Raw genomic sequence first — 22,619 nt, 5'->3', positions numbered from 1 at the left:
AGGGGACCAGAATTCAAAATTCAAATTCCAAGCATACAATTCAAATATCAATTTTGGCACATGGTTTGTTTACCTTTGAATGATGAAAATGCTTAAGAAAGGACTTTTTCTAATACTACTACCACTTTTTGCATTTGTTGCCGCACATAAGTTTTATGTTAGTGTCACTAATATTGCGTATTCAGAAAAGGAAGATGCGCTACAGATAACGTGTAGAATTTTCATTGACGATCTTGAAGATGTATTGAGAGAACGCTATGATTTTGAAGCGTATTTGGCCACCGAAAAGGAATCCGAGACTGCCGACAAACTTATTGAAAAGTACCTAAAGGCAAAATTTGCCGTACAAATCGATGAAAGGGATGTGGCCTATGATTTTTTAGGTAAAAAATACGACAACGATGTTGTGATATGCTATATGGAAGTTCCAAAAATTGATTTACCACACAAAAGCAGCATTCGTATTAGGAACGAAGTACTCACCGATTTGTTCGAAGAACAGCAGAACATCGTTCATTTTCGGATCAAGGGCACGAAAAAAAGCTTTGTGCTCACCAAATCCGATGCTAACGGAACGTTAAATTTGTAACATTTTTCTTCTTAAAACCAAAAAAAGTTTAACTTTCGCGCCTTTAAATTCAACAAGAATGAAGACTATTTCCTTTTTTTTCACCTCCATGTTATTCCTTTTCGGAGGAACTGCCATAGCACAGTCCAATGAAGAAAGTCGAGAGCCGGGCCACTATAACCAAAACAAGTTTAAGCAGCTCTATGAAGAGTTCTCCACTCCAAATACCTACCGATCGGCTTCCGGTGCTCCCGGCCCCGATTACTACCAACAACAGGCAGACTATGTCATGGACATTGAACTGGATGATAAAAATGCCAGAATATACGGAGAGGAGACCATAACCTACACGAATAATTCCCCCGACGATTTGGAATACCTCTGGGTGCAGCTGGATCAAAATGTACGGACCAAGGACACCAAATCCGCCTTACGAAATGGAACCAGGATTGCACAAGCGGAAAGGGTGGAGGACTTTGTAAAGAAATATGTTAACGAACCTTTTGACGGTGGTTTTAACATTGAATACGTAAAAGACGCCAATGGAAAGCCTTTACCATACACTATCAATCAGACAATGATGCGGATAGATATCCCCCGACCGTTAAAAAGTAAGGAACAGATTTCCTTTTCCGTAAAATGGAATTTTAATATTCCTGACCATACCGTGAATCGGGCGAGATCTGGATATGAGTATTTTCCAAATGACGGCAATAGAGCCTATGTTATTGCCCAATTTTTTCCGAGAATGGCGGTCTATAGCGATGTTCTGGGCTGGCAGAACCATCAATTTTGGGGAAATGGAGAGTTTGCCCTACCCTTCGGAAATTATGAGGTGAATATCACCGTGCCTGCAGACCACGTGCTGGATGCCACGGGGACCTTACAGAACCGCAAGGAAGTATTTTCCAAGGAAATGATGAAACGCTATGATCAGGCAAAAAAATCCTATGACAAGCCTGTACTGATAGTAACCCAAGAAGAAGCCGAGGCAGCAGAAAAAGGATTCTCGCAAAAAAAGAAAACCTGGCGCTTTAAAGCGAAAAACGTTAGGGATTATGGTTTTGCTTCGTCCCGAAAGTTTATATGGGACATGCAGGCTGTTAAAATAGGCAACAAAGATGTTATGGCCGTTTCCCTTTATCCCAAGGAAGGCAATCCATTGTGGGAGGAGTATTCCACCAAAGCTGTAGCCCACACCTTAAAATCCTATTCCGCGCATACTTTCGACTACCCTTATCCCAAGGCCATTTCGGTACATGCCAAAAACCAAGGGATGGAATATCCTATGATATGTTGGAACTACGGTCGCCCAAATACAGATGGTTCATACTCCAATCAGGTAAAATTTGGAATGATAAGTGTTATTATACATGAAGTTGGCCATAATTTTTTCCCGATGATCGTTAATTCAGATGAACGGCAATGGGGTTGGATGGATGAAGGTCTGGATACCTTTATGCAATATATGGCAGAGCAGGAATTCGGTGAAGAATTTCCAGAAGCGATTACGGGATACGATACTTATCCATCCAAAAGGGGAGAGCCCTATAAAATAGTTCCTTATATGGCTGGGGATCAAAGTACCTTGGCACCCATCATGTCCAATCCGGAAAATGTATACCAACTTGGACCGAATGCATACGGTAAGCCTGCGACGGCCTTAAATATCCTTCGTGAGACCATTATGGGGCGGGAACTTTTTGACCATGCCTTTAAAACGTATGCCCAACGTTGGAAGTTCAAACATCCCACTCCAGAAGACTTTTTCCGAACCATGGAGGATGCCTCGGCTGTCGATTTGGATTGGTATTGGAGGTCTTGGTTCTACACCACGGATTATGTGGATATTGGTGTGAAGGGCATAAAAAAGTATTTTGTAAACAATGGACCTACAAAAAAGATGCGCGAGTATATGGCGGAAAAGAACATTACCGAGGCAGATTTGCTGCCCCTGGTTTTTCTGGCCGAGGAAGATAGTGATGATTTTAATGAGAGCTTAACGGGAAAGGAAGCCTCTCAAAATTCTATGTTGTTAAAGGAGTTTATGATGGATAAGATGAGTGCTGAGGAAAGGGCACTTGTTAAGGAACCCAAATATTTTTATGAAATTACCTTTGAAAAGCCAGGGGGAATACCCATGCCGTTGATTGTTGAATATACCTATGCGGACGGAACAAAGGAGAACGTGACCTATCCGGCCGAAATATGGCGAAAAAACGATAAAGAAGTCAAAAGGGTCATTTCCTCCCAAAAAGAATTGACGGGTGTTATCGTAGATCCAAAATTGGAGACTGCAGATATAGATATGACCAACAACTCATGGCCCCAAAAAGAGGCAAAATCCGACTTTGAAAAATTTAAGGAGAATATCAAGGGCAAATAAGCTACCAACAAGCATTGATTCACCCTGTCCCTGGTAATCTGTTTACTATTTGGATAGGAAACCTTCGGCGTCCCTTCAATTGCTATACAAACTTGACTATATTTGTAGTATGTATGCTGTACACTTTTTGTTCATAAGCGGAGGGGAGATATTCTTTATTATGTTTATCGTAGTCATGGTTTTTGGTGCCGATAAAATTCCTGGTATTGCCAAAGGCTTGGGGAAGGGTATGCGCCAATTAAAGGATGCTACGGAAGATATTAAACAGGAAATTCAAAGAAGCGCGGAAAAACAAGGTATTGATACGAGCTTGGTATCGGATATCAAAAAAGACATCGACGATGTCAAAAGCAGTGTAAGTTCCAATTTAGGCGATGGCATTTCCAAAGAGCTGGGCGATGTAAAAAAAAGTATTGATGATGTTACGGGCACCATCAAGCGACAATAGTTGCGTTTATGCTCGACAAGATTCTTCAATGGGATAGGGAAACTTTTATTTACCTCAATAATCTCGGGATAGAGGAATACGATATTTTCTGGTCAACGGTTACCAACATCTCCACGTGGATTCCGCTATTCATTTTATTTTTTATCATCATTTACCTAAAATACCCGAAACGGGAGGCGCTTTTTATCACCTTGACCGTTATTGCCTTGGTCTTCTTTATTACCATGGCTACGGATATGACCAAGGAGTATGTAGCTAGGTTACGGCCCAATAACGATGCCCAGGTCAATACCTTGATACGGATCTTAAAAACACCGACTACCTATAGCTTTTTTTCGGGCCATGCCTCAAGCTCATTTTCCGTTACGACGCTAGTGGTGCTTTTTCTTCATAAGAGATTCAAATGGTGTTGGTTCTTCTACGTTTGGCCCTTACTTTTTGCTGCGAGTCGCATTTATGTGGGTGTGCATTATCCCGTTGATATCCTAGTGGGAGCCCTGGTCGGAGTTTTATCGGCCTTTCTCTTTTATACCATGTACCTTAGGCTTATCGTACCCTACTTAAGGTTAAACCATCCCTAATGGGCAAGAGGACGGTTTCTACTCGGGCATCTTCCTTTAATTGTCTGTTATAATCCAAGACTACCTTTGTGGTCTTATCCTTTGGATCTAAGGGCTCCACCACTTTGCCAGACCATAGGACATTGTCCGATAAAATAATGCTCCCGGATTTTGTTTTTTTAAGAACGGCCTCAAAATAAGCGGGATAATCCATTTTTTCCGCATCAATGAACACCAGGTCAAAAACTACCTCCAATTTTGGTATGATTTCCAAGGCATCCCCAGTATGTTGTATGATTTTACCCCCGAACCCACTTTTGTTAAAGTAACGACGTTGTATCTCGTACAATTCTTCATTTTTATCCACGGTATGTAGTTTTCCGTCGTAAGGCAGGCCCTCAGCGAGACAGATGGCGGAATACCCCGTATAGGTACCAATTTCCAAAATTGTATTGGGACGGATTATTTTGGATAACAGGCTGAGAACCCTCCCCTGAAAATGACCTGTCAACATTCGGGGCCGTACCACTTTTAGATGGGTTTCCCGGGTAAGTTCTTGAAGTATTTGCGGCTCTTCCTGAGAATGCCCTGCAATATATTCTTCCAATATGGGAGATAAAAAGTGCATAGAAGGGTTTTGACAAAAATATGGATTACCTTGAAATCGAAAAGCAAAAACCATGAACGGAATTACGATACGACCTGCTCTATTTAGTGATTTACCAATTCTCCAAAAATTTGAGCAAGGGGTTATAAAGGCGGAAAGGCCTTTAGACCCAACTATTAGGAAAGCCCCAGTGAACTACTATGACCTGGAAGCGATGATACGGGACGATGAAGTCGCCGTAATGGTAGCTGAGTATGAAGGCAATATTGTGGCTTCCGGTTATGGTATGGCAAAAAGGGCGAGACACTATTTGGACCATACCAATTATGCTTATCTGGGATTTATGTACACCGTGCCCGAATTTAGGGGAAAGGGGGTAAATCAAAAAATTCTTGCTGCCTTAAAGGATTGGGCCATTTCCAAAAACTTGACTGAAATTCGCCTTACCGTATATGAAGATAATCCCAATGCCATAAGGGCATACGAAAAGTTCGGTTTTAAAAGGCATATTATCGAGATGCGTCTGTTGTAATTTTTCCTAATGACCTTTTCCCAATATCCTTTTTGAAATCGTAGTTTTGAAAAAAAGAGTATGCTGTTCCACAACTCCCTTGATTTTGCCCAAAAACTCGATGCCGAAGATCCTCTTGGAGCCTATCGTGATGAATTTCATTTTCCCAAGATGCATGGAAAGGAAGTAATCTACTTTACAGGCAATTCCCTTGGGTTACAACCCAAACGTACCCAAAGGTATATTGATGAGATTATGACGGATTGGAGGGAATTGGCGGTAGAAGGGCATTTTCACGCCAGTAAACCTTGGTGGGATTATCATGAAAGGTTGGCCGAACCCTTGGCAAAGGTTGTTGGGGCAATACCCAAGGAGGTATGCGTTATGAATACACTTACCGTGAACCTCCATTTTTTAATGGCCTCTTTTTTCACACCTACTCCGGATAGATTCATTATTTTATGCGAGGAGAAAGCCTTTCCCTCAGATCAATATATGCTTCAGAGTCAGGTAAGGTGGCACGGTCTGGAACCGGAAGAGGCTATTGTGACGCTAAAAAAGAGGGATGGGGAGCATTTTTGGCGCACTGAGGATGTCCTTTCCAAAATTGAGGAAATTGGAGATGGGCTTGCCTTGATATTCATGGGCGGCGTAAACTACTATAACGGACAGTTTTTTGATATGAAGGCCATAACCCAGGCTGGAAAATCAGTTGGGGCAAAAGTCGGATGGGACCTGGCGCATGCTGTAGGAAATGTGGCAATGGAACTGCATAACTGGGAGATTGATTTTGCGGCGTGGTGCAGCTACAAATATATGAACAGTGGTCCGGGAAATGCTTCGGGCATCTTTGTGCACGAAAAGCATTTGGAAAACAAGGCCATTCCCCGATTGGAAGGTTGGTGGGGAACCAAAAAGGAAACTCGGTTCTTAATGAAACCCCAATTCGAACCTATGCCCAGCGCCGATGCCTGGCAAGTCAGTAACCCCCCTGTGCTCTCTTTAGCCCCTTATTTGGCTTCCTTGGAAATGTTCGATGAGGTTGGGATGTATGCGCTTATTGAAAAGCGGAACCGATTGACCACATACCTTGAATTTATCTTGAAGGAAATCGGCCGGGAGGTAAACGGTGAGTTTGAGATTATTACCCCATTGGAGAGGGGTTGTCAACTATCCGTCTTTTTACATGGAGAGGGAAGGCCACTCTTTGATTTTCTGATGAAAAATGGCGTAATCGTGGATTGGCGTGAACCTAATGTCATCCGTCTGGCACCGGCACCTTTTTATTGTTCCTACTCGGATATGTACCAATTTGGACAATTATTGAAAAGAGGCATTCTCTCAAAGACCGCTAATGGATAGTTATTCGTTTTTAGTAGTTTTGCCGTCTATTATCAAAACCAACCTGTAATACCACCAACCTCAGATGAAATCCCTCTTGCTTATACTTTCCAATGCCCGCTATTTTGGCCCTGCCTGGGTTTTCGCCAGTCTAAATATATTATTTGGAACATGGGCCATATACATTCCAACGGTAAAAGAAAACCTCGGTATAGATAAGGCCCAATTGGGAATCGCTATTTTCTTTCTATCCCTTGGGGTTTTTACCATATTTCCAATAGCCTCCACAATAATAAATAGGATAGGGGTAGGTAAGGCCACCGGGTATGGTGTGCTACTCATTTGTTTAACGGGCATACTGCCCATTATTGCCCCAAGTTATTACACACTTATGGCCGCCCTTTTTCTTTTTGGTGCCACCAATGGCTTTACGGATATAGCCATGAACACTTTGGTTACCGAATTGGAAAAGGAGGATGGGACAAAATTTATGTCCGCTTCCCACGGTTTTTTCAGTCTGGGTGGAGTTCTGGCCGGTTTGGGGAGCTTTTTGATCGGCCCATTGGCCAATCCAGCTTTACATATGGGTATGGCCATTGCCCTGGTCTTTGTAGTAAACCTTTTTTTCTATGGCAGATACAAGGGTATAACAGCCGCTCCCGTGGAGAAGGAACCTTTTGGCCTAAAACTGTTTAAACCTTTATTGTTATTGGGATTGATTTCTTTTGTTGCCATGGGGAGCGAAGGCGCCATTGTAGACTGGAGCGGACTTTATCTCAAGGAGGTGAGTATTGCCCCGGAAGCCCTCTGGGGAGCTGGATTTCTCGGCTTTCAGATAACAATGACCTTGGGACGTTTCCTAGGTGATGGTATCAGTTCCAAGATCGGTTCGGTGAAAATGGTTTCTTTGGGTACTTTGGTGGTAATTGTCGGCTATGCCTTGGTATTATCTACACAGACGTATTTGGCTATCTTAGGATTTGCAGTAAGTGGTCTTGGTTTTTCGGTAATGGTACCGGAAATCTTCCGGATAGGAGGTAACGTCCGGGGGGTAGAATCATCCCAAGGCGTGTCTTTCATAGCAGGAACGGGATATACCGGATTTTTGATAGCTCCGCCCATTTTAGGGTTTTTGGCGGACAGTTTTTCCTTAGTCACCTGTTTTCTGGTATTGACCTGCTGCGCCCTTTTAATTTTAGGGGCCACCTTTACGATGAACAAGAAAAGAATAAAATCCTAATCCAGGGCCTTTAATTGGTTTTTACCGTGACATTCGTAAAGTACAGTTTAAAACTGCCATCCTCCTTTTGATGCATTTTGGCGATTTTTAAACCGCCCATATCCACATAATCTTCCCAGGTGGTAATCAATGAAGGTTCCGCTTGGTTTCCTTTACGGAATACCCATTCCTTAACCATAAAATCATCCCCAAAATAAAAGTCATAGGCGTCTCCTGGTGTATAGCCCCCTTCGGAACCATAGACCACGGTAAGCTTTTGCATTGTTTTTTTGCTTATCGGTGCTTCCACGTTTTGGGAATGGTCGTAATCAATGCTATGCTCATCCCACAAAATATTAATAGGGGCAATCAACCAGTACTTATCATTTATAAAACCCCCGTTGGTTTTATGGGTTACACTATCCATGTCCTTTCTGAGATAGGTGAGGGTGTCGGTAGCGTTTATGGCCGTAACCTCATTGATTTTTGGTTTCCATATCCAGGTTCGTTCAAAATGACTGGTGTCCCTATCCACATTAAAGGTAAATTTTAGTTCTTGGACTTTGTTCCAGTTCTCGAATCCGTTGGCATAGGCCAATTCTTCCAAAACGGTCAATTCTTTTTCAGCTTCGACAGGGATCGTTTTTTTTTCGTTTTTACAGCCAATTGTCAGTGCAAGGCCCAATAGGAAGGTAAGGAGATATGGTTTCATACTTTGATTTTTTCAAAGATAATCAGTTTTATCCAGATGTCGATTCATTCATTTAGGGGAGTCAAGATTCCCAATAATTTGATTAATTTTACCACTTCACAAGAAAATAAAAAATGAGTTCAAAAAAAGGAAAAGTACAGCAGGCCATACAAGAAAAATTGCTCGATGAACGGAAAGTATTTCTATGGGGCATGGTAGATGATGATTCGGCCAAACACGTTATTGACCGTCTCTTGTATCTAGATCTTCAGAATAACAAGGAAATACAATTGATTATCAATAGTCCTGGAGGCTATGTAACATCGGGATTTGCCATTTACGATACCATCAAACAAATAAAAAGCCCGGTCTCCACGGTATGTTCAGGTCTTGCTGCTTCAATGGGCTCCATTTTATTGTCCGTAGGCGAAAAAGGTAGGCGGTTCATTCAGCCCCATGCCCGGGTCATGATTCATCAACCTAGTGGTGGTGCAAGGGGCCAGGCTTCCAATATAGAAATCCAGGCCAAGGAAATCATCAAGACCAAGGAATTGGGAGCCAAAATTTTGGCTGAGAATTGCGGGCAAACTTTCGAAAAGGTTATGAAGGATTTTGATCGTGACTACTGGATGGGCGCCGAAGAATCCGTGGCATATGGAATTGTCGACGGAATCTTGGAGTAGTTTCGGGCCAATCGGTCAAAACGGCTATTTATAATACTGAAAAAGTCCTTCGCAAATTTCATGGGAAGGACTTTTTTGGTAATGGTCGTTTGCCCTATTTTGACGCTAAAATTCCTTTTTTGATTTGAACTATAGGGAATTCGGTTCTTCTGTTGAGTTCCAATTCTTCCGGAGAACAGTCCTTTTTGTTCGTGCAATGATTGATAAGTTTCCTTTTGCCATAACCCTTATAGGACAATATGCGCTCCTGGGGTACACCTTTAGCGATTAGGTACTCGTAGGTAGACTTTGCCCTACTTTCCGATAATCTATCATTGTAGGCATGGCTGCCTATGGGGTCGGTATGCGCTTCTAGCCGTATGACCATATCCGGATAGGTCTTGGTCATAAGCTTTACTACTTTGTCCAATTCCAACGCGGCATCTGGCCTTATATCACTTTTGTTGAAATCAAAATAAATTTTGTTGAGATTAGCCAACAGCTTTAAATCAAGAATAGGTTCTAGAACAATATCTTGCCTTATGATTTTGGTTTCATGGGGAGTGCTATGCGTATTGAAGAAGGTATTTTTATGTGGATGTGTCCTTCTTACCGCTTCAATCATATAATTTGCGTTCCTATTGATGGGCATTCTATAATAGCCATTTTTGTCCGTCACGGTTTCTCCGGCCAAAGAGTTGGTCTGCTGGTCGAATAATCTAATTTGTACACTGTCCAAAGGTTTGTTGTTTACACCATCCGTAACAAAACCCTCAATATCCAAAGCAGGGGTGAATTTAAATTCATAGATATCATCACTTCCTATACCACCTTCCCTATTTGAACTCACATAACCGGAAATCCCGTTCGGGTCCGCATAAAACGCAAAATCATCGCTTGAACTGTTCATGGGCCTTCCCAAATTGATGACATCTACGATCTTGCCTTCTTCATCGGTTATAGTGGAAAATACATCCAATTGCCCAAAACCTACATGACCATCCGAAGAGAAAAATAGCTTACCTTCTTGATTTACAAAAGGAAACATTTCATTCCCCTCTGTGTTAATGACAGGTCCCGCATTTACCGGGGCTCCTATGCCACCTCGTTCATGGATTTCGGAATAATAGATGTCCGTACCGCCATAGCCCCCGGGGCGGTCGGAAGTGTAATACATTCTAAGCCTGTCCGAAGTTACCGTAGGATGGCCATTGGAATAATAGTCGCTATTTATTCTAATGTTCCGGTTCACGGTCCATTCCCCGTCCTTTTGAATGGCACTGAATATTTTTAGATTTATTTCTTTTTGGGCCCCGTACCCTTCCTTGTTATTGTAATAATTGTTACGGGTAAAGTAAATAATCGTATCATTTTTATAATCCGTTGAGAAAATCAACGAACTCTCATGAAATTTGGAATTTACGTCGCCTGGCAGTTTTTCCGGAACGGAGAGTGAGTCCCCTTCCCTTAATACAAAAAGATCTAACCAAGGTTCGTTGTTCCAGCCATAAGTACCCCCTTCAACATCTTCTTTTCTGGAGGACGCGAAGTAAATATGTCCGTCTCTTTTGAAAACCCCAAAATCACTTTCGGTAGAATTAAAATCTGCAAGTTCCACCTCATACCGTTCCCTACTGTTAAAAACGACGGAGGCCAAGTTCCCATCCTTTAGAAAACGTTTTAACCTGGAATCATTTTTATTGTATTTCTTATATTTTTTCAACCATTTTTCCGCCTCTTTCTGTTCCCCATTGCTGTATAGGGCCATGGCATATTTAAAGTAATAGTCCGTAGGTAGACTTGAATTATGGATAACAGCTTCAAAATGTGGAATGGCTTTCTTGTAATCCCTTATCAATAGGTAACATTCAGCCAGTTGTTGGTGCCCATAGGTTTCGTTGAATCCCCCTGCAATCATTTTTTCATACTCCTGTATGGCCTTTACATAAGAAAATTGGCTGAAGTAGTAATCGGCTCTTTTTTGTGCGCCATACTGGGCTTGCAAGGATTGGTTGGCAGCAAGAAGAAATAATAGTATAAGGAGTGTTTTGGCGTTTTTCATCATCTGATTTTTTTGGTTCCTAGAAGTATCTTGGAGATTTAGCAGGTCCTTTCGTTTGCTTGATTACTTCGTATATAAGAATGATTTCATGGGTGCCACCTGTATATGGTCTAATGGAGGATGTCGGTAAATCATAGGCATAGCCTACCCTAATGTCCTTGGTTATCTGATAGTCCATTATTGCGCCAAAATTTGAGGCATCGTTGAAACGATATGAGGCTCCCAACCAAAATTTCTCGTTAAATAAAAAGTTGGCGGTTAGGTCATACGTCGCCGGGGCACCATTGGTGAACTTTGTAATCATAGTGGGTTTGAATTTGGTTTTTTCGGACAGATCAAACACCAGACCTCCAATAGCGTAGTAGCTGTTTCGTTCCAATGCTTGGAATTCTCCTTCGTTCAAATCCGTATTCAGGATTCTAGGAGAGGATACACCGGCATACCACCTATTTGATCCTATATAGAAGCCTGCGCCAAAATTTGGATTCCAACTGTTGAAGTTGGGGTTAAAAAAATTATCATTTGGATCTGGATTGTCCAGATTATAATTGGTAAGACCAGCTTTAAGACCAAAGGACATCTTAACTTCATCACTCACTGGAACAGTATAGGAAAAATCACCATATACATAATTGGTGCTTTCAAAACCTAACCTGTCGTTGATGTAAGAAAAACCCAATCCAACCCTATCATTGCGTAATGGTGAATGAATTGAAAATGTACTTGTTCTCGGATTACCTTCCAGTCCTGCCCACTGATTTCTATGGAGAACGGTCATATTAATAGTCTCCCTGCTTCCGGCGTATGCCGGGTTTACCGAGATGGTATTATACATGTATTGTGTAAATTGGGGTAACTGCTGTGCAGATACTACACCGCTACTTAGAAAACTAACAAAGAGCAATGCTTTTTTAAAACTGTACATGATGTCTAGGTTAAGATTTAGATTTTACTATACAATTATAGCAGTAGGTCATTTTATACTTCAAAACTATTAAGAACCCCTGCTAATCAATAATTTAGACGTTTAAACCACCCCTAAACTCGTTCTGATACATTAGTTTCGGCCAACTGTTGTTTTCTATGGATGTACAAAACATAAAATTCATAACCAATTGATAATCAGTTTTATGTAATTGAAAGTCTATTCGTTTGAAGAAGCTTTTGGCTAACGTATTTATACATTACATGTGAGGAAAGGCCAATCCTTAACGATTGTACCTTTCCTGCATGTTTTGAGCACTTTATCTAGTGGAACCGAGATATATGTATCCATTGAAAGGTTCAAGTGTTTTGCCAACTTCTGCATCGGTCGCGGTAATAATATAGTAGTAGGTACCTGCCGGAAGAACTCCTGAATTACCAAAAGAGCTTCCTGGTGATGAACCACCCCAATCGTTTTGGTAATCTTTGGACTCAAATACTTTGTCACCCCATCTGTTGAAGACCATTACATCAAAGACAAACTGGCAGAAATCAACTCCTCTGATCTCAAAATGATCATTGGTGCCATCTCCATTTGGGGTAACTGCTGTTGAAATCTCAATTTCATCACGTCCACATGGTACGCAATCTGTATTTACAACTATGGTAAAGTCCACAAAGTATTTGCATTCTCCGCCCGTGGAGCTATAGGCAATCTTATATTCCCCTGGCTTGTGTTCAATGGGGTCAAATAGTGGGCCATTTAACATTACCTCTCCCTCAAGAGTCATGAATTCTCCATTGGCATCAAATCCTTCCGGGAGGTAGTTGAACAGATTTATTGCTTCGTCCTCCACACAAATATCAATGGTCACTTCTACCAACTGTGGTTGCAGTACAAAGATAATCTGCTCAAAGGAAGCCGTGTTTCCACAGGAATCGGTCACGTCCCAGGTATGGATAATCATAAAGTCATCCGAATCCTGTGAGTCCTGTCGTTCCTGGCTGAAAACTACTTGATAGTTTCCACATCCGCCGGTAAATGTCAACTGTGGTATTTCCGGGAAGGTGTCGCCACAAAGAATGGTGATTTCTTCCTCAAAGGGATCGGCCATGATCGGGCCAGTTGGTGGTACCGTGATTACCTGCATATGATTTACGGTATTACCCGCGCAATCACTTGCATTCCAGGTACGCGTAACGGTATATCCGGTAGCGCAGTTTGCGTTATTGGTCACTACTTCATCAAAGATAACTTCAATGTTGGGTTCACAACTATCAATCGCCGTTAGGACAATGGCTTCGGGCACTTCATTACAGGCTACCGTCATGTTCTGTGGTAAGGCCTCTACAAAGGTTGGAGCAACGGTGTCCTCAATCGTAATTACTTGCACATGCTCCCGTACATTGCCGACACAATCCGTAATTGTCCAAGTTCTTGTAATTGTATATTCAGTAGCACATTCATCATCTTGACCCGAAATGTCTTCATTGAGTACTACGTTGATGGCACAAGAGCTACTTGATGTAATATCCACTGCTGGTGGTATGGTATCACAAGCTTCAATGGTACTATCCGTTGGGTAACCTTCATTGCCGTCATTATCAATGATATTTATGGAAACCGTATTATTGGCCAAAAGATTCACCAAACTGGTTGAAATATCGCTTAGTACTACTTGGAAATCCTCCGTATCCTCAATGATAATATCATCGATAATTGGAATGATAATATTCTGAGTATTGGGATTTCCTCCACCGAAGGTCAAGACTTGAGTGTTTGCTGGGACTCCCGTATAATCAAAAGGATCATTTGCCAAGCCATCCGTTGTGTTGAATGCTACGGTAAATTCATTTTGTACATCAGCATTTAGGATTACATTTAGCGAAACAGTTCCAGCACCTTCATCAATATCAATAGATGTAACATCAAATTGAACGCCAAGTGAGGGATCCGCATCATTGTCAAGAATAGAACCGTTAGCCTGTGGCGTATTTATAGATACCAACGGGTTGGTAACACCGGTAAGGCTTACAATGTAATTCTCAGTGGGCTCTATGATCGTATCATCCAGTATTGTAATTTCAATTGTCCGGGTTTCTCCGTCATTCCCTAGGAAGGAAAGGATATCTGCTTGTGCATCAAAATCAGTGGCATCGGCAGTGCCAAAGGCTGTCTCGAAAGATACGTCAAATGGTTCTTGGTAGTTCCCTGTAAGGACCACCTCGAATATTGCCGTTGCGTCCGTCCCCTCTGTCACGGTTACGTTGTTGCTGGCGAAGGATATGCCCGTACCTGGTACCGCGTCGTCGTCGTTTATGTTCCCGTTGGCCGAATTGGTGGCCTGTCCGTCCACGAATCCTATGCCCAGGCCGGATACGATGTTGGACAGCTGTACGGAGAATGCCTCCTGTGGCTCTATCACGCTGTCGTCGATGATCGGCACGTCGATGTCGAAGGACTTGGACGTGGGGGTGAATGTAATGGTCCCCGTCTGTGCGGTGAAGTCGCTTGCGTCCGCGGCGGACCCGTCTATGGTGGCGTAGTCCACCGATACGTTCCCTGCGATGTCCCCGTTCAGGTTCACGGTGAACCTTGCGAAAGCGTCCGTCCCCTCTGTCACGGTTACGTTGTTGCTGGCGAAGGATATGCCCGTACCTGGTACCGCGTCGTTATCCAAAATGGAAATTGAAGTAGTCAGGTTTACCGGAGATTGATATGAGGAAGAAGTAACCTCAATATTCAACAACTCAGTGGGCTCAATGATGTCATCATCCGTAATCGGAACCGTAAAACTAAAGGTCTCCCCATCGTTACCTACAAAGGTATGATTACTATTCACAGCTGTAAAATCTTGACCTGAAACAGCTGTATTATCCATAGTTCTATAGGCAATTGTTGGACCTACTTGATAATTACCCTTAATTTGAACGGTTATAGTCGCCAACCCTATGTCTTCAGAAACCGTAATGTTCTGCGTGGTAATTTCAATACTCTTTGTAGTATCCGGATTAACCGTGATATTCACCGTCGCCGTGACAACAGTTCCATTTGCATCCGTGATTTTATAGACCAAACTGTCCGAACCGTTATAATATGGGTTGGGCGTATATACAATATAATCATCTAACGGGTCATTGGGGGTGCCATTATTGTTTACGGTAGCTGTGCCATTTGAAGGATTTGAATCAACCTCCAGGGCACTATTGTCTTGGGGACCGTCCAAACCAAAATCATCGTTGTCCAAAACATCAAATGTATTGCTGGCCTGGTCCTCGTTTATCGTATAACTGTCATCGTTTGCCGTTGGTAGATTATCCGGTTTTACAGTTAACGTAACTGTGGACGTATTGCAAACCGATTGGTTCGGTGCGGGTAAACAAACCTGGACTTCAAAAACATCAGTCCCTACAAAGTCGTTATCGGGAATATAGGTAAAGGTACCATCAACATTTACATTTACCGTTCCATTTAAAGGTTGAACACTGGCAAAGTAACTGTATGAAGAGTTTTCCGGTACATTATCATTTGCACCCACATCACCGTTAAATTCTTCCCTAAATCCAGATTCGAAGATATCATCTACCGCATAGGTCTGCATCAAAAAGAATTTACCATCACCGTTATCATGGGTTGCCGCGATATATCTAATGGAAGTTATGGTGGAACCTACAGGTGCCACATCCGAAAGTTCAAAAAGTGCAATTCCAATAATTTGTCCATTCTGATTATTCCTCCCGCTACTCCAGTAATCAGAATCCGTGGTTGGTGGGGCCTGTGGTCTTACTCCTGTAAGGTTTCCACTGTTTCTTACAAAAGTACGTCCTAGCAATTGCTCTGGACCACCTCCGGCAGGTATGCCATACAACTCCAAGTATTGACAGTTGTTTCCCCCTCTTTCCGTTACGGCCAGTATGCCATCCGGATTTGAAGGAATACCTGGGCTATAACGTATGGTCTGTATTTGTGAATCTGTTGTAGTTGCCGCATTGAAATCTCCACAGAAATTATCACCGTTGCTATTGGATTCGAAGTAGTGGTTAAGATTAAGGGATTGATAGGCCTCGATTGCCCTAGTATTCCAATTCACATTACCACTACTACCTAGAATTTCCGTTCCATTGCGCCAGATGTTGTTTCCATTATGCCCCCCAGGTCCTAATCGGGTCAATTCATAGGATGAAGGAACTACAAAAGTATTATAGACCGTTCCGTTGATGGTAATGGATTCCAAGTTAGCCGGATCCGAAATAGTACTTTGTGTGTCCGCCCAATTAAAGGTGACCCCAGAAGAAATACCTTGAGCGTTTACCTCAAGAGAGGAACCAACTAGGGAAAAAATGAAAAACACCAAAGATGAATAGGCGAATTTTATATTCAAAATTACTTGAAGTGTAGAGTTTCGCATAGGTTTACGGTTAAGATTTAGAGACAATAGGTGAATTATGGGCTGGTTTTCCTTTAACCCGATTTAGGTGGTAAATGTTTTTTATGAATTGCTAGACCACCCATGGAATAAAAAAATGGACTATGCATTTTTAAGGTACTTTTAACAAACAAAATTATGGTCCACCCTTTCGTGTGTGATATTTTCTTTGTTTAAGAATGTGTTTTGTTCGATTAAAGACCTAAAGTTCGATGAAGGGTAAAACTTATGGGTCGTAGGTTTCGGCAAAAATTCTCAAGATATCGTTTACCGGTCAAAAATAGTCTATGAATGAGATAGTTAGCTATTCTTGTTTTCTGATCTTTATGAAAAATAGCTTGGAAGGGTTTAGGGCCACCATCATATAAAAGACGACCCGTGTTTACAACAAAAAAAGTCCTTCGCAAACCTAATGTGAAGGACTTTCTGGATATATATGGACGCCTAAGCGGAAAATTCTAAATATATACGTTGTAAAGATAGTATAAGGATGTGTCAGCATCGTTAAATGTTTATTAAATGTGGATCAATACTTCTCAGGATTTTGGATAATGTCTTGCGCCCTACGCTTTAAATCCCTTAACTCCTGTTCATCTTTTTTTTCTAAAAGATTTAGCATCATACCCATCCTAGGGTTGTTTGCAAAATGTTTCTTTTTCTCATCCAAGAAATTCCAGTACAAGGCGTTGAAAGGGCATCCTTGTTCACCGGTTTTCTGTTTTGGACTATAGCGGCAATTGGTACAATAATTGCTCATTTTGTTGATGTAATTGGCACTGCTGACGTAGGGCTTGGTGGCGACTATGCCTCCGTCGGCAAACTGACTCATACCTCGGGTATTGGTAATCTCCACCCATTCCACCGCATCGATGTAGATGCCCAAATACCATTGATCCACTTCTTCCGGATCTGTCTGGGTCAATAAAGCAAAGTTTCCAGTTATCATTAAACGTTGGATATGGTGGGCATAAGCGGTGTCTAAACTTTGTTCTACGGCATGTTTTAGACAGTTCATTTTGGTATGGCCGGTCCAATAGAAACTAGGTAGTCTATTGTAATTCTCAAGTTTATTAAGATTACCGTAACTCGGCATCTCCATCCAATAAATTCCACGCATGTATTCTCGCCATCCAATGATTTGCCGAATGAAGCCCTCTATTTGTGAAATATGAATTTCATGGGAATGATTGTCAAAATATTCCAAAACTTGGTTCACGACCTCTTTGGGTGATAGCATCTTGCTGTTCATGGCAAACGAAAGTCGGGAGTGGAATAAGAATTTTTCATCTGTATGCATTGCATCCTGATAGTCGCCAAAGTATTTTATGAGATGTTGGCAGAAGTACTGCAACGTTAAAAGACAATCCCTTCTTGAAACGGGCCAGTGGAAGTTAGTCTCGTCCAAATTCCCAAAAGTCTCCACTCCCGATGACCGTATCTGTTGTACGACTGCGGAAACATCAACGCCAAACCTCTTTTCCTGGGGAATCGGTGGGGTTCCCTTCCATTTTTTCCGGTTGCTTTGGTCAAAGTTCCATTTACCTCCCTGGGGTTGTCCATTTACCATTAGGATATCATGCTTTTTTCGCATCATCCGATAAAAGCTTTCCATGACCAATTGTTGTTTCCCTTTAAAAAAATTCTCTAGCTCATGCCGTGCGGTATAAAAGTGTTCGGTGTCGAAGGATTGGGTATCCACACCCAGTTTTTGGCAGATAGATTGCAATTGGGAGTCCAACCGATATTCATCTGGAAGCTGGTACTCGAATTTTTCGGCTCCAGCACGCTTCATGTGCATCATTACTAATTTTTCCAGATCATGTGGGTTTTCAGGATCCCCGATTTTTAAGTAGATGACCTTATGCCCCTTTTTTTCAAGTTCTTTGGCGAAATTTCGCATGGAGAAAAAAAAGGCGACAACCTTTTGAATGTGATGTTTTACATAATCGGTTTCCTGCCTCAATTCCGCCATAAGATATACAATGGAATCGTCGGTCTGGTTAAACCAGCTATGTTCTGGATTGAGTTGGTCTCCTAATATAAGTCGTAATAACTTCATTTCTTATATGATTTATGGCACACAATTTTTAAAAAAGTGTTTCTTGGAGCCAAAGGGTTTGAAATTTTCCGTAGGGGTCATAGCGCTCTGCTTGATTTCTACTATTAAATGTACGATTGCGTGGGTCATTACCGACTCCACTATTGTACATCCAATTGCCCCAATTGCTGTGTACGTCGTAGTCCAGGAGCATACTTTCAAAATAGGCGGCCCCTATGCGCCAATCCTGTTGAAGTACTCGGGACCAAAAACTCGCAACATTTTGTCTACCTCTATTGCTCATCCATCCAGTACGGGCAATTTCCTTCATATTGGCGTTTATAAAAGGTTCAGTAGTCTGACCGGAAATCCAGCTTTCCATAACCTCTTTGGCGGTCTCCCATTTGTATTTCCTATTGAGAATACCCCCAATATGAAAAATTTGATTGCCGTGTTTTAGGGAAACATACTTAAAGAAATCCCGCCAAATAAGTTCAAAAACGAGCCAATAGGTATCTTGATTTTTTCTAACGGCCCTTTCAAATGCCTTGACCTCCCAGAATATGGTCCGGGCTGAAATGCTTCCATTGGCCAACCATGCGGAGAGCTTGGAACTATATCCCGGGCCCATTAGTCCGTTGCGTGTCCTTTTGTAAAAAGCCAACTTTTTGGTCTCCCAGAAATAGTTCTGAATTCTTTTTTGAGCGTTGGTCTCACCCCCATGGAAAGGAAAGGCCGTTCTGGTATCGATACTAAAATTGTTCAATCCCAGATCCTTTAAACCCGGAACTTCAGTGTTATTTTCGATTAGATTTGTTGAGGGCCTAGCCTTAGGACTTTCCAAGGCGGGCCTCACTTTGCAATAGGTTTCGCAATTTTTTCTAAACTCTGTAAATACCTTTGGTATTTGTTGAAAGTTATTATAGGGAATATCATGAGGATGAAAGAGAAACTGATCGTAGCTTTCCTCAAAATTCACGGAGACCGGAACATTGGCGATTACCGCATCGCGTGCTTCGTTTTCGTCCCGTGTCCATTCTTTCTGTAGAAATACGCTTTGTATTCCATGTTCCTTTATGAATTCTGGAATCCGGTTTTTAGGACTTTCCAGATAAACGAACAATGGAATGTTCAATTTCTTTAGGTTTTCTTTTAGTTGGATAACGGTTTCGATCAAAAATTGGGCCCTGAACTTTTCCGTTTTCTTAAAGCCATAATCACCCACGCCAAAATACAATGGATCAAAGCAATAAATACCCATTACTTTATCTCCCAAGCATGCTTTGTTAAGGGAAGAATTGTCCGTTATCCTAAGGTCGTTCCTAAACCAAATTAGATTATTCATTTGCAACGTAAAAAAGCTTCAAATTAAAATTCGCTTCAAAAGGATTGGTCCGGTTGACGAATTTCAATCTTTGATTTTTTATTTCGTCTACACCGTTTGCTACAGTATTTTACCGCTTCCCAATTTTTTCGCCATTTCCTTCGCCAACGAAACTCCAAGCCACAATTTTCACAGATTTTAGTGGGAAGGTGAACCTTTTTATGGGGCATTTTGATTTAGTTAAATTCATCAGGTCTGGCATAGGCTAAGCGGGTCAGCAGTTCGGGAAGGGCATAACCGTCCAGTCCCACGCCCGATAGGGTCTGTGCTTTGTCCAATTGTACCCATCCATCCGTATGCTGAATGTTTTCTGGCAAATAGATATGATGAATACTTCCGATAATTAAAAGGCAGCCGTTTTCCTTTATTTCATAAGCATTCTCATAATGACACCCTAATTTTATAGTGCTTTCCTTCACATAAGGAGCTTGAAAGTCATCTATATACTCCGCGGTCAAGCCGGTCTTTTCAAATTCGGAGATTTGCTTTTCATATTTTGCCGAAGTCTGGTGTGCCTTTTCCATTATGGATTTATTTACATGATTTACCGTAAAACACCCGTTTTGTCTTAGATTTTCGTACGTATCCCGTCTTACGGTAAGTGGTCTAAGGATGAAACCCAAAAGGGCAGGATTACTCCCTATATGTATAATAGAGTTAAAAATGGCCAGATTGGTAGTTCCTTCCTTAGAAACTGTACCAAGGAGGTTGCAGGCTTTATACCCTGTACAGCTATTGATAAGATTGGATTTAAAACGGGAAGGGAGCTTGTCCAAATCAGACCTTGAATAGTGTACCATATATTTTTTGTTCTACTAAATTAAACAAAAGTTAAACAAAAAATGTTAACTTATCTTTAAACTTAGGATTTTTGAATGCTGTCCAAGGCCATTGTTATGGATGTTTAAATTTTAGTACTTTTACCATCTTTAATCCATAGCCTATCGGATTTTTATGATACAGACTCCCCAAAAAATTGCCATTGTAGGCTCGGGACTGGTAGGTTCGTTGTTGGCCATTTATCTGCAAAGAAGGGGGCACTCCATTACTGTTTTCGATCGAAGACCTGATATTAGGACCATAGAGTTTTCAGGTCGTTCCATTAACCTGGCCATGAGCGACAGGGGTTGGAGGGCCTTGCGGGAAATCCAGATTGAAAATGAGATAAAGAAAATTGCCATTCCCTTGGACAAAAGGGCCATGCATGTTATTGGAAAACCACTTTATTTTCAAAAGTATGGTAAAGAAGGCGAAGCCATCTGGTCCATTTCCAGAGGTGTGCTAAATCGTAAGATGATTGATCTGGCTGAGGGTACCGGGGTCGAATTTCGATTTGAGGAAAAGGTTTGGGATGTAAATTTGCCCCAAGCCAAAATCTATACTGGGGAAACCGAAAAAGGTACGTGGCAAGAATACGAATACGATATTATTTTTGGATGTGATGGGGCTTTTTCGCGAATACGCCATAAAATGCAGAGAAGGAGCCGTTTTGATTATTCCCAGGACTTTATCGATGTAGGATACAAGGAATTGACCATTCCGGCCAATACGGATGGCTCCCATAAACTGGATAAGAATTCATTTCATATTTGGCCAAGAGGTAGGTTTATGTTCATAGCTATGCCCAATTTGGATGGGAGTTTTACCTGTACCTTGTTTATGCCTTTTGAGGGAGAGGTTTCTTTTGAAAACATCACTACAAAAAAAGAGGCAAAGGAATTCTTTAAAACCTATTTCCCCAATGTCCAAAAGGAGATTGAGAATTTGACCACAGATTTCTTTAAGAACCCTACCAGTGCCTTGGTGACCATGAAATGCTATCCTTGGACGTATTGGAACAAAGTTGCGTTGGTAGGTGATGCAGCCCATGCCGTAGTGCCCTTTTATGGGCAGGGAATGAATGCAGGGTTCGAGGATATCTATGTTCTGGACGAGCTGATGAAGCGATATGGCGATGATTGGGAGACTATTTTCCGAACCTATGAAAGACAGCGAAAACCCAATGCTGATGCGATAGCGGAATTGAGTTATCGCAATTTTATGGAAATGAGCAGCAAAACGGCGGATCCACAATTTCTACTACAAAAAAAGATTGAAAAACGTTTTGCCAAAAAATATCCGGATAAATGGATTCCAGTATATTCCCGGGTCACTTTTTCCAATAGGCCTTATGCCGAGGCCCTTGCCGTTGGTGATGCCCAGGAGGAAATCATGAAAAAAGTGATGCAACTACCGAACATTGAGGAAAAATGGGATAGCCGCGAAGTAGAGCAACACATATTAAGTTTGCTTTAATGTTTTTTTGCCGCTCGCATTTCTGCTTTGCGCATGGGCATACCATCAATCAAGTCAAAAACAAGTTGAGGATGTATTAGGAACTCCTCTTTTAGTTTGGCACCCCCGTCCTTCCCGATTAAAAGAATTCCCTTAAATTTTTTAGAAACCCCGGCAGTATCGTAAACATCTTTTAAAGACATACCCTGTACATGACCATTTTGGGTAAAAACATCCTTATCGGCCACAATAAACAGGATTAAATCCCGATCGATCATTTCTTTCTGTGTTTTCGAGAACTTTTCCAATTGTCTCTTTAGGGTATCCGACTTTCTAGAATCATCAAACAATAGAAGAATCCTATTTTTCCATTGATAGTCCTTTAAGGATTGGGCATTTAGCTCAAAAGCGCTTAAAAGTGCAACTGCCATCCCCCATTTTAATATGGTCATGTTTGAATTATTATCTCCTTGTAATATATAACAAAAAAAGCCATCTCACGTACGTGGATGGCTTT

The 22,619-nt window shown here is 41.7% G+C and carries 19 protein-coding genes; 9 read left to right on the top strand and 10 right to left on the bottom strand.

The window, feature by feature from the left end; genetic code table 11:
* Positions 1-88: 88 nt before the first annotated feature.
* The 4 genes from Q0993_RS02285 to Q0993_RS02270 all read left to right on the top strand — a co-directional run bounded on the left by Q0993_RS02285 (position 89) and on the right by Q0993_RS02270 (position 3,983).
* Positions 89-589, top strand: coding sequence for a DUF6702 family protein (locus Q0993_RS02285; protein WP_299529418.1), 501 nt, complete (start codon positions 89-91; stop codon positions 587-589).
* A 58-nt stretch (positions 590-647) separates the two neighbouring features.
* Positions 648-2,954: a M1 family metallopeptidase gene (locus Q0993_RS02280; protein ID WP_299529416.1), complete on the top strand. Its 2,307-nt coding sequence runs from the start codon at positions 648-650 to the stop codon at positions 2,952-2,954.
* A 109-nt stretch (positions 2,955-3,063) separates the two neighbouring features.
* A complete protein-coding gene (locus tag Q0993_RS02275) occupies positions 3,064-3,402 on the top strand; it encodes a twin-arginine translocase TatA/TatE family subunit (RefSeq protein WP_299529415.1) in 339 nt (112 codons plus the stop codon).
* Positions 3,403-3,410: 8 nt separating this feature from the next.
* Positions 3,411-3,983 carry a phosphatase PAP2 family protein gene (locus tag Q0993_RS02270; protein WP_299529413.1) on the top strand — a complete coding sequence of 191 codons (573 nt, stop codon included), beginning with the start codon at positions 3,411-3,413 and terminating at the stop codon, positions 3,981-3,983.
* Here Q0993_RS02270 and Q0993_RS02265 read toward each other — a convergent pair.
* Positions 3,949-4,590, bottom strand: coding sequence for an O-methyltransferase (locus Q0993_RS02265; RefSeq protein WP_299529411.1), 642 nt, complete (start codon positions 4,588-4,590; stop codon positions 3,949-3,951). The two genes, Q0993_RS02270 and Q0993_RS02265, sit on opposite strands and share 35 nt — an antisense overlap.
* A 52-nt stretch (positions 4,591-4,642) precedes the next feature.
* Here Q0993_RS02265 and Q0993_RS02260 point away from each other — a divergent pair, with 52 nt between their 5' ends.
* The 3 genes from Q0993_RS02260 (at position 4,643) to Q0993_RS02250 (ending at position 7,661) form a co-directional block, all read left to right on the top strand.
* Complete coding sequence (locus Q0993_RS02260) at positions 4,643-5,101, top strand: GNAT family N-acetyltransferase (protein WP_299529409.1); 459 nt, start codon at positions 4,643-4,645, stop codon at positions 5,099-5,101.
* Positions 5,102-5,161: 60 nt separating this feature from the next.
* On the top strand, positions 5,162-6,442 hold the full coding sequence (gene kynU / locus Q0993_RS02255) for a kynureninase (protein WP_299529407.1): 1,281 nt from the start codon (positions 5,162-5,164) through the stop codon (positions 6,440-6,442).
* 64 nt (positions 6,443-6,506) lie between these two features.
* Complete coding sequence (locus Q0993_RS02250; protein WP_299529405.1) at positions 6,507-7,661, top strand: MFS transporter; 1,155 nt, start codon at positions 6,507-6,509, stop codon at positions 7,659-7,661.
* Positions 7,662-7,671: 10 nt separating this feature from the next.
* Here Q0993_RS02250 and Q0993_RS02245 read toward each other — a convergent pair whose 3' ends face one another.
* Positions 7,672-8,352 (bottom strand): hypothetical protein, encoded by a 681-nt coding sequence (locus Q0993_RS02245; protein ID WP_299529403.1) that lies wholly within the window; start codon positions 8,350-8,352, stop codon positions 7,672-7,674.
* Positions 8,353-8,465: 113 nt separating this feature from the next.
* On the opposite strand from Q0993_RS02245, the gene Q0993_RS02240 reads away from it, so the two are divergent.
* Positions 8,466-9,014: a ClpP family protease gene (locus Q0993_RS02240; protein WP_299529401.1), complete on the top strand. Its 549-nt coding sequence runs from the start codon at positions 8,466-8,468 to the stop codon at positions 9,012-9,014.
* Between the two features lie 94 nt (positions 9,015-9,108).
* Here Q0993_RS02240 and Q0993_RS02235 read toward each other — a convergent pair whose 3' ends face one another.
* The 7 genes from Q0993_RS02235 to Q0993_RS02205 form a co-directional block, all read right to left on the bottom strand.
* Positions 9,109-11,058: an OmpA family protein gene (locus tag Q0993_RS02235; RefSeq protein ID WP_299529399.1), complete on the bottom strand. Its 1,950-nt coding sequence runs from the start codon at positions 11,056-11,058 to the stop codon at positions 9,109-9,111.
* Positions 11,059-11,074: 16 nt separating this feature from the next.
* A complete protein-coding gene (locus Q0993_RS02230) occupies positions 11,075-11,980 on the bottom strand; it encodes a type IX secretion system membrane protein PorP/SprF (protein WP_299529397.1) in 906 nt (301 codons plus the stop codon).
* Positions 11,981-12,299: 319 nt separating this feature from the next.
* Positions 12,300-16,388 carry a Calx-beta domain-containing protein gene (locus tag Q0993_RS02225; RefSeq protein ID WP_299529395.1) on the bottom strand — a complete coding sequence of 1,363 codons (4,089 nt, stop codon included), beginning with the start codon at positions 16,386-16,388 and terminating at the stop codon, positions 12,300-12,302.
* A gap of 544 nt (positions 16,389-16,932) precedes the next feature.
* Positions 16,933-18,465 carry a cryptochrome/photolyase family protein gene (locus Q0993_RS02220; protein WP_299529393.1) on the bottom strand — a complete coding sequence of 511 codons (1,533 nt, stop codon included), beginning with the start codon at positions 18,463-18,465 and terminating at the stop codon, positions 16,933-16,935.
* Between the two features lie 28 nt (positions 18,466-18,493).
* Entirely contained in the window at positions 18,494-19,789 is a 1,296-nt protein-coding gene (locus Q0993_RS02215) for a DASH family cryptochrome (RefSeq protein WP_299529389.1), read from the bottom strand.
* 35 nt (positions 19,790-19,824) lie between these two features.
* Positions 19,825-19,998 (bottom strand): DUF2256 domain-containing protein, encoded by a 174-nt coding sequence (locus tag Q0993_RS02210; protein ID WP_299529387.1) that lies wholly within the window; start codon positions 19,996-19,998, stop codon positions 19,825-19,827.
* Between the two features lie 6 nt (positions 19,999-20,004).
* Positions 20,005-20,628: a flavin reductase gene (locus Q0993_RS02205; protein ID WP_299529385.1), complete on the bottom strand. Its 624-nt coding sequence runs from the start codon at positions 20,626-20,628 to the stop codon at positions 20,005-20,007.
* Between the two features lie 154 nt (positions 20,629-20,782).
* Here Q0993_RS02205 and Q0993_RS02200 point away from each other — a divergent pair, with 154 nt between their 5' ends.
* A complete protein-coding gene (locus Q0993_RS02200; protein ID WP_299529383.1) occupies positions 20,783-22,123 on the top strand; it encodes an NAD(P)/FAD-dependent oxidoreductase in 1,341 nt (446 codons plus the stop codon).
* Here Q0993_RS02200 and Q0993_RS02195 read toward each other — a convergent pair.
* On the bottom strand, positions 22,120-22,554 hold the full coding sequence (locus Q0993_RS02195) for a DUF4174 domain-containing protein (RefSeq protein ID WP_299529381.1): 435 nt from the start codon (positions 22,552-22,554) through the stop codon (positions 22,120-22,122). The two genes, Q0993_RS02200 and Q0993_RS02195, sit on opposite strands and share 4 nt — an antisense overlap.
* Positions 22,555-22,619 lie beyond the last annotated feature (65 nt).

The organism is Ulvibacterium sp. (assembly GCF_028285715.1).
GTDB lineage: Bacteria > Bacteroidota > Bacteroidia > Flavobacteriales > Flavobacteriaceae > Ulvibacterium.
Note: the sequence above shows the minus strand (reverse complement) of the source record. Positions and strands in the feature narration are given on the sequence as shown.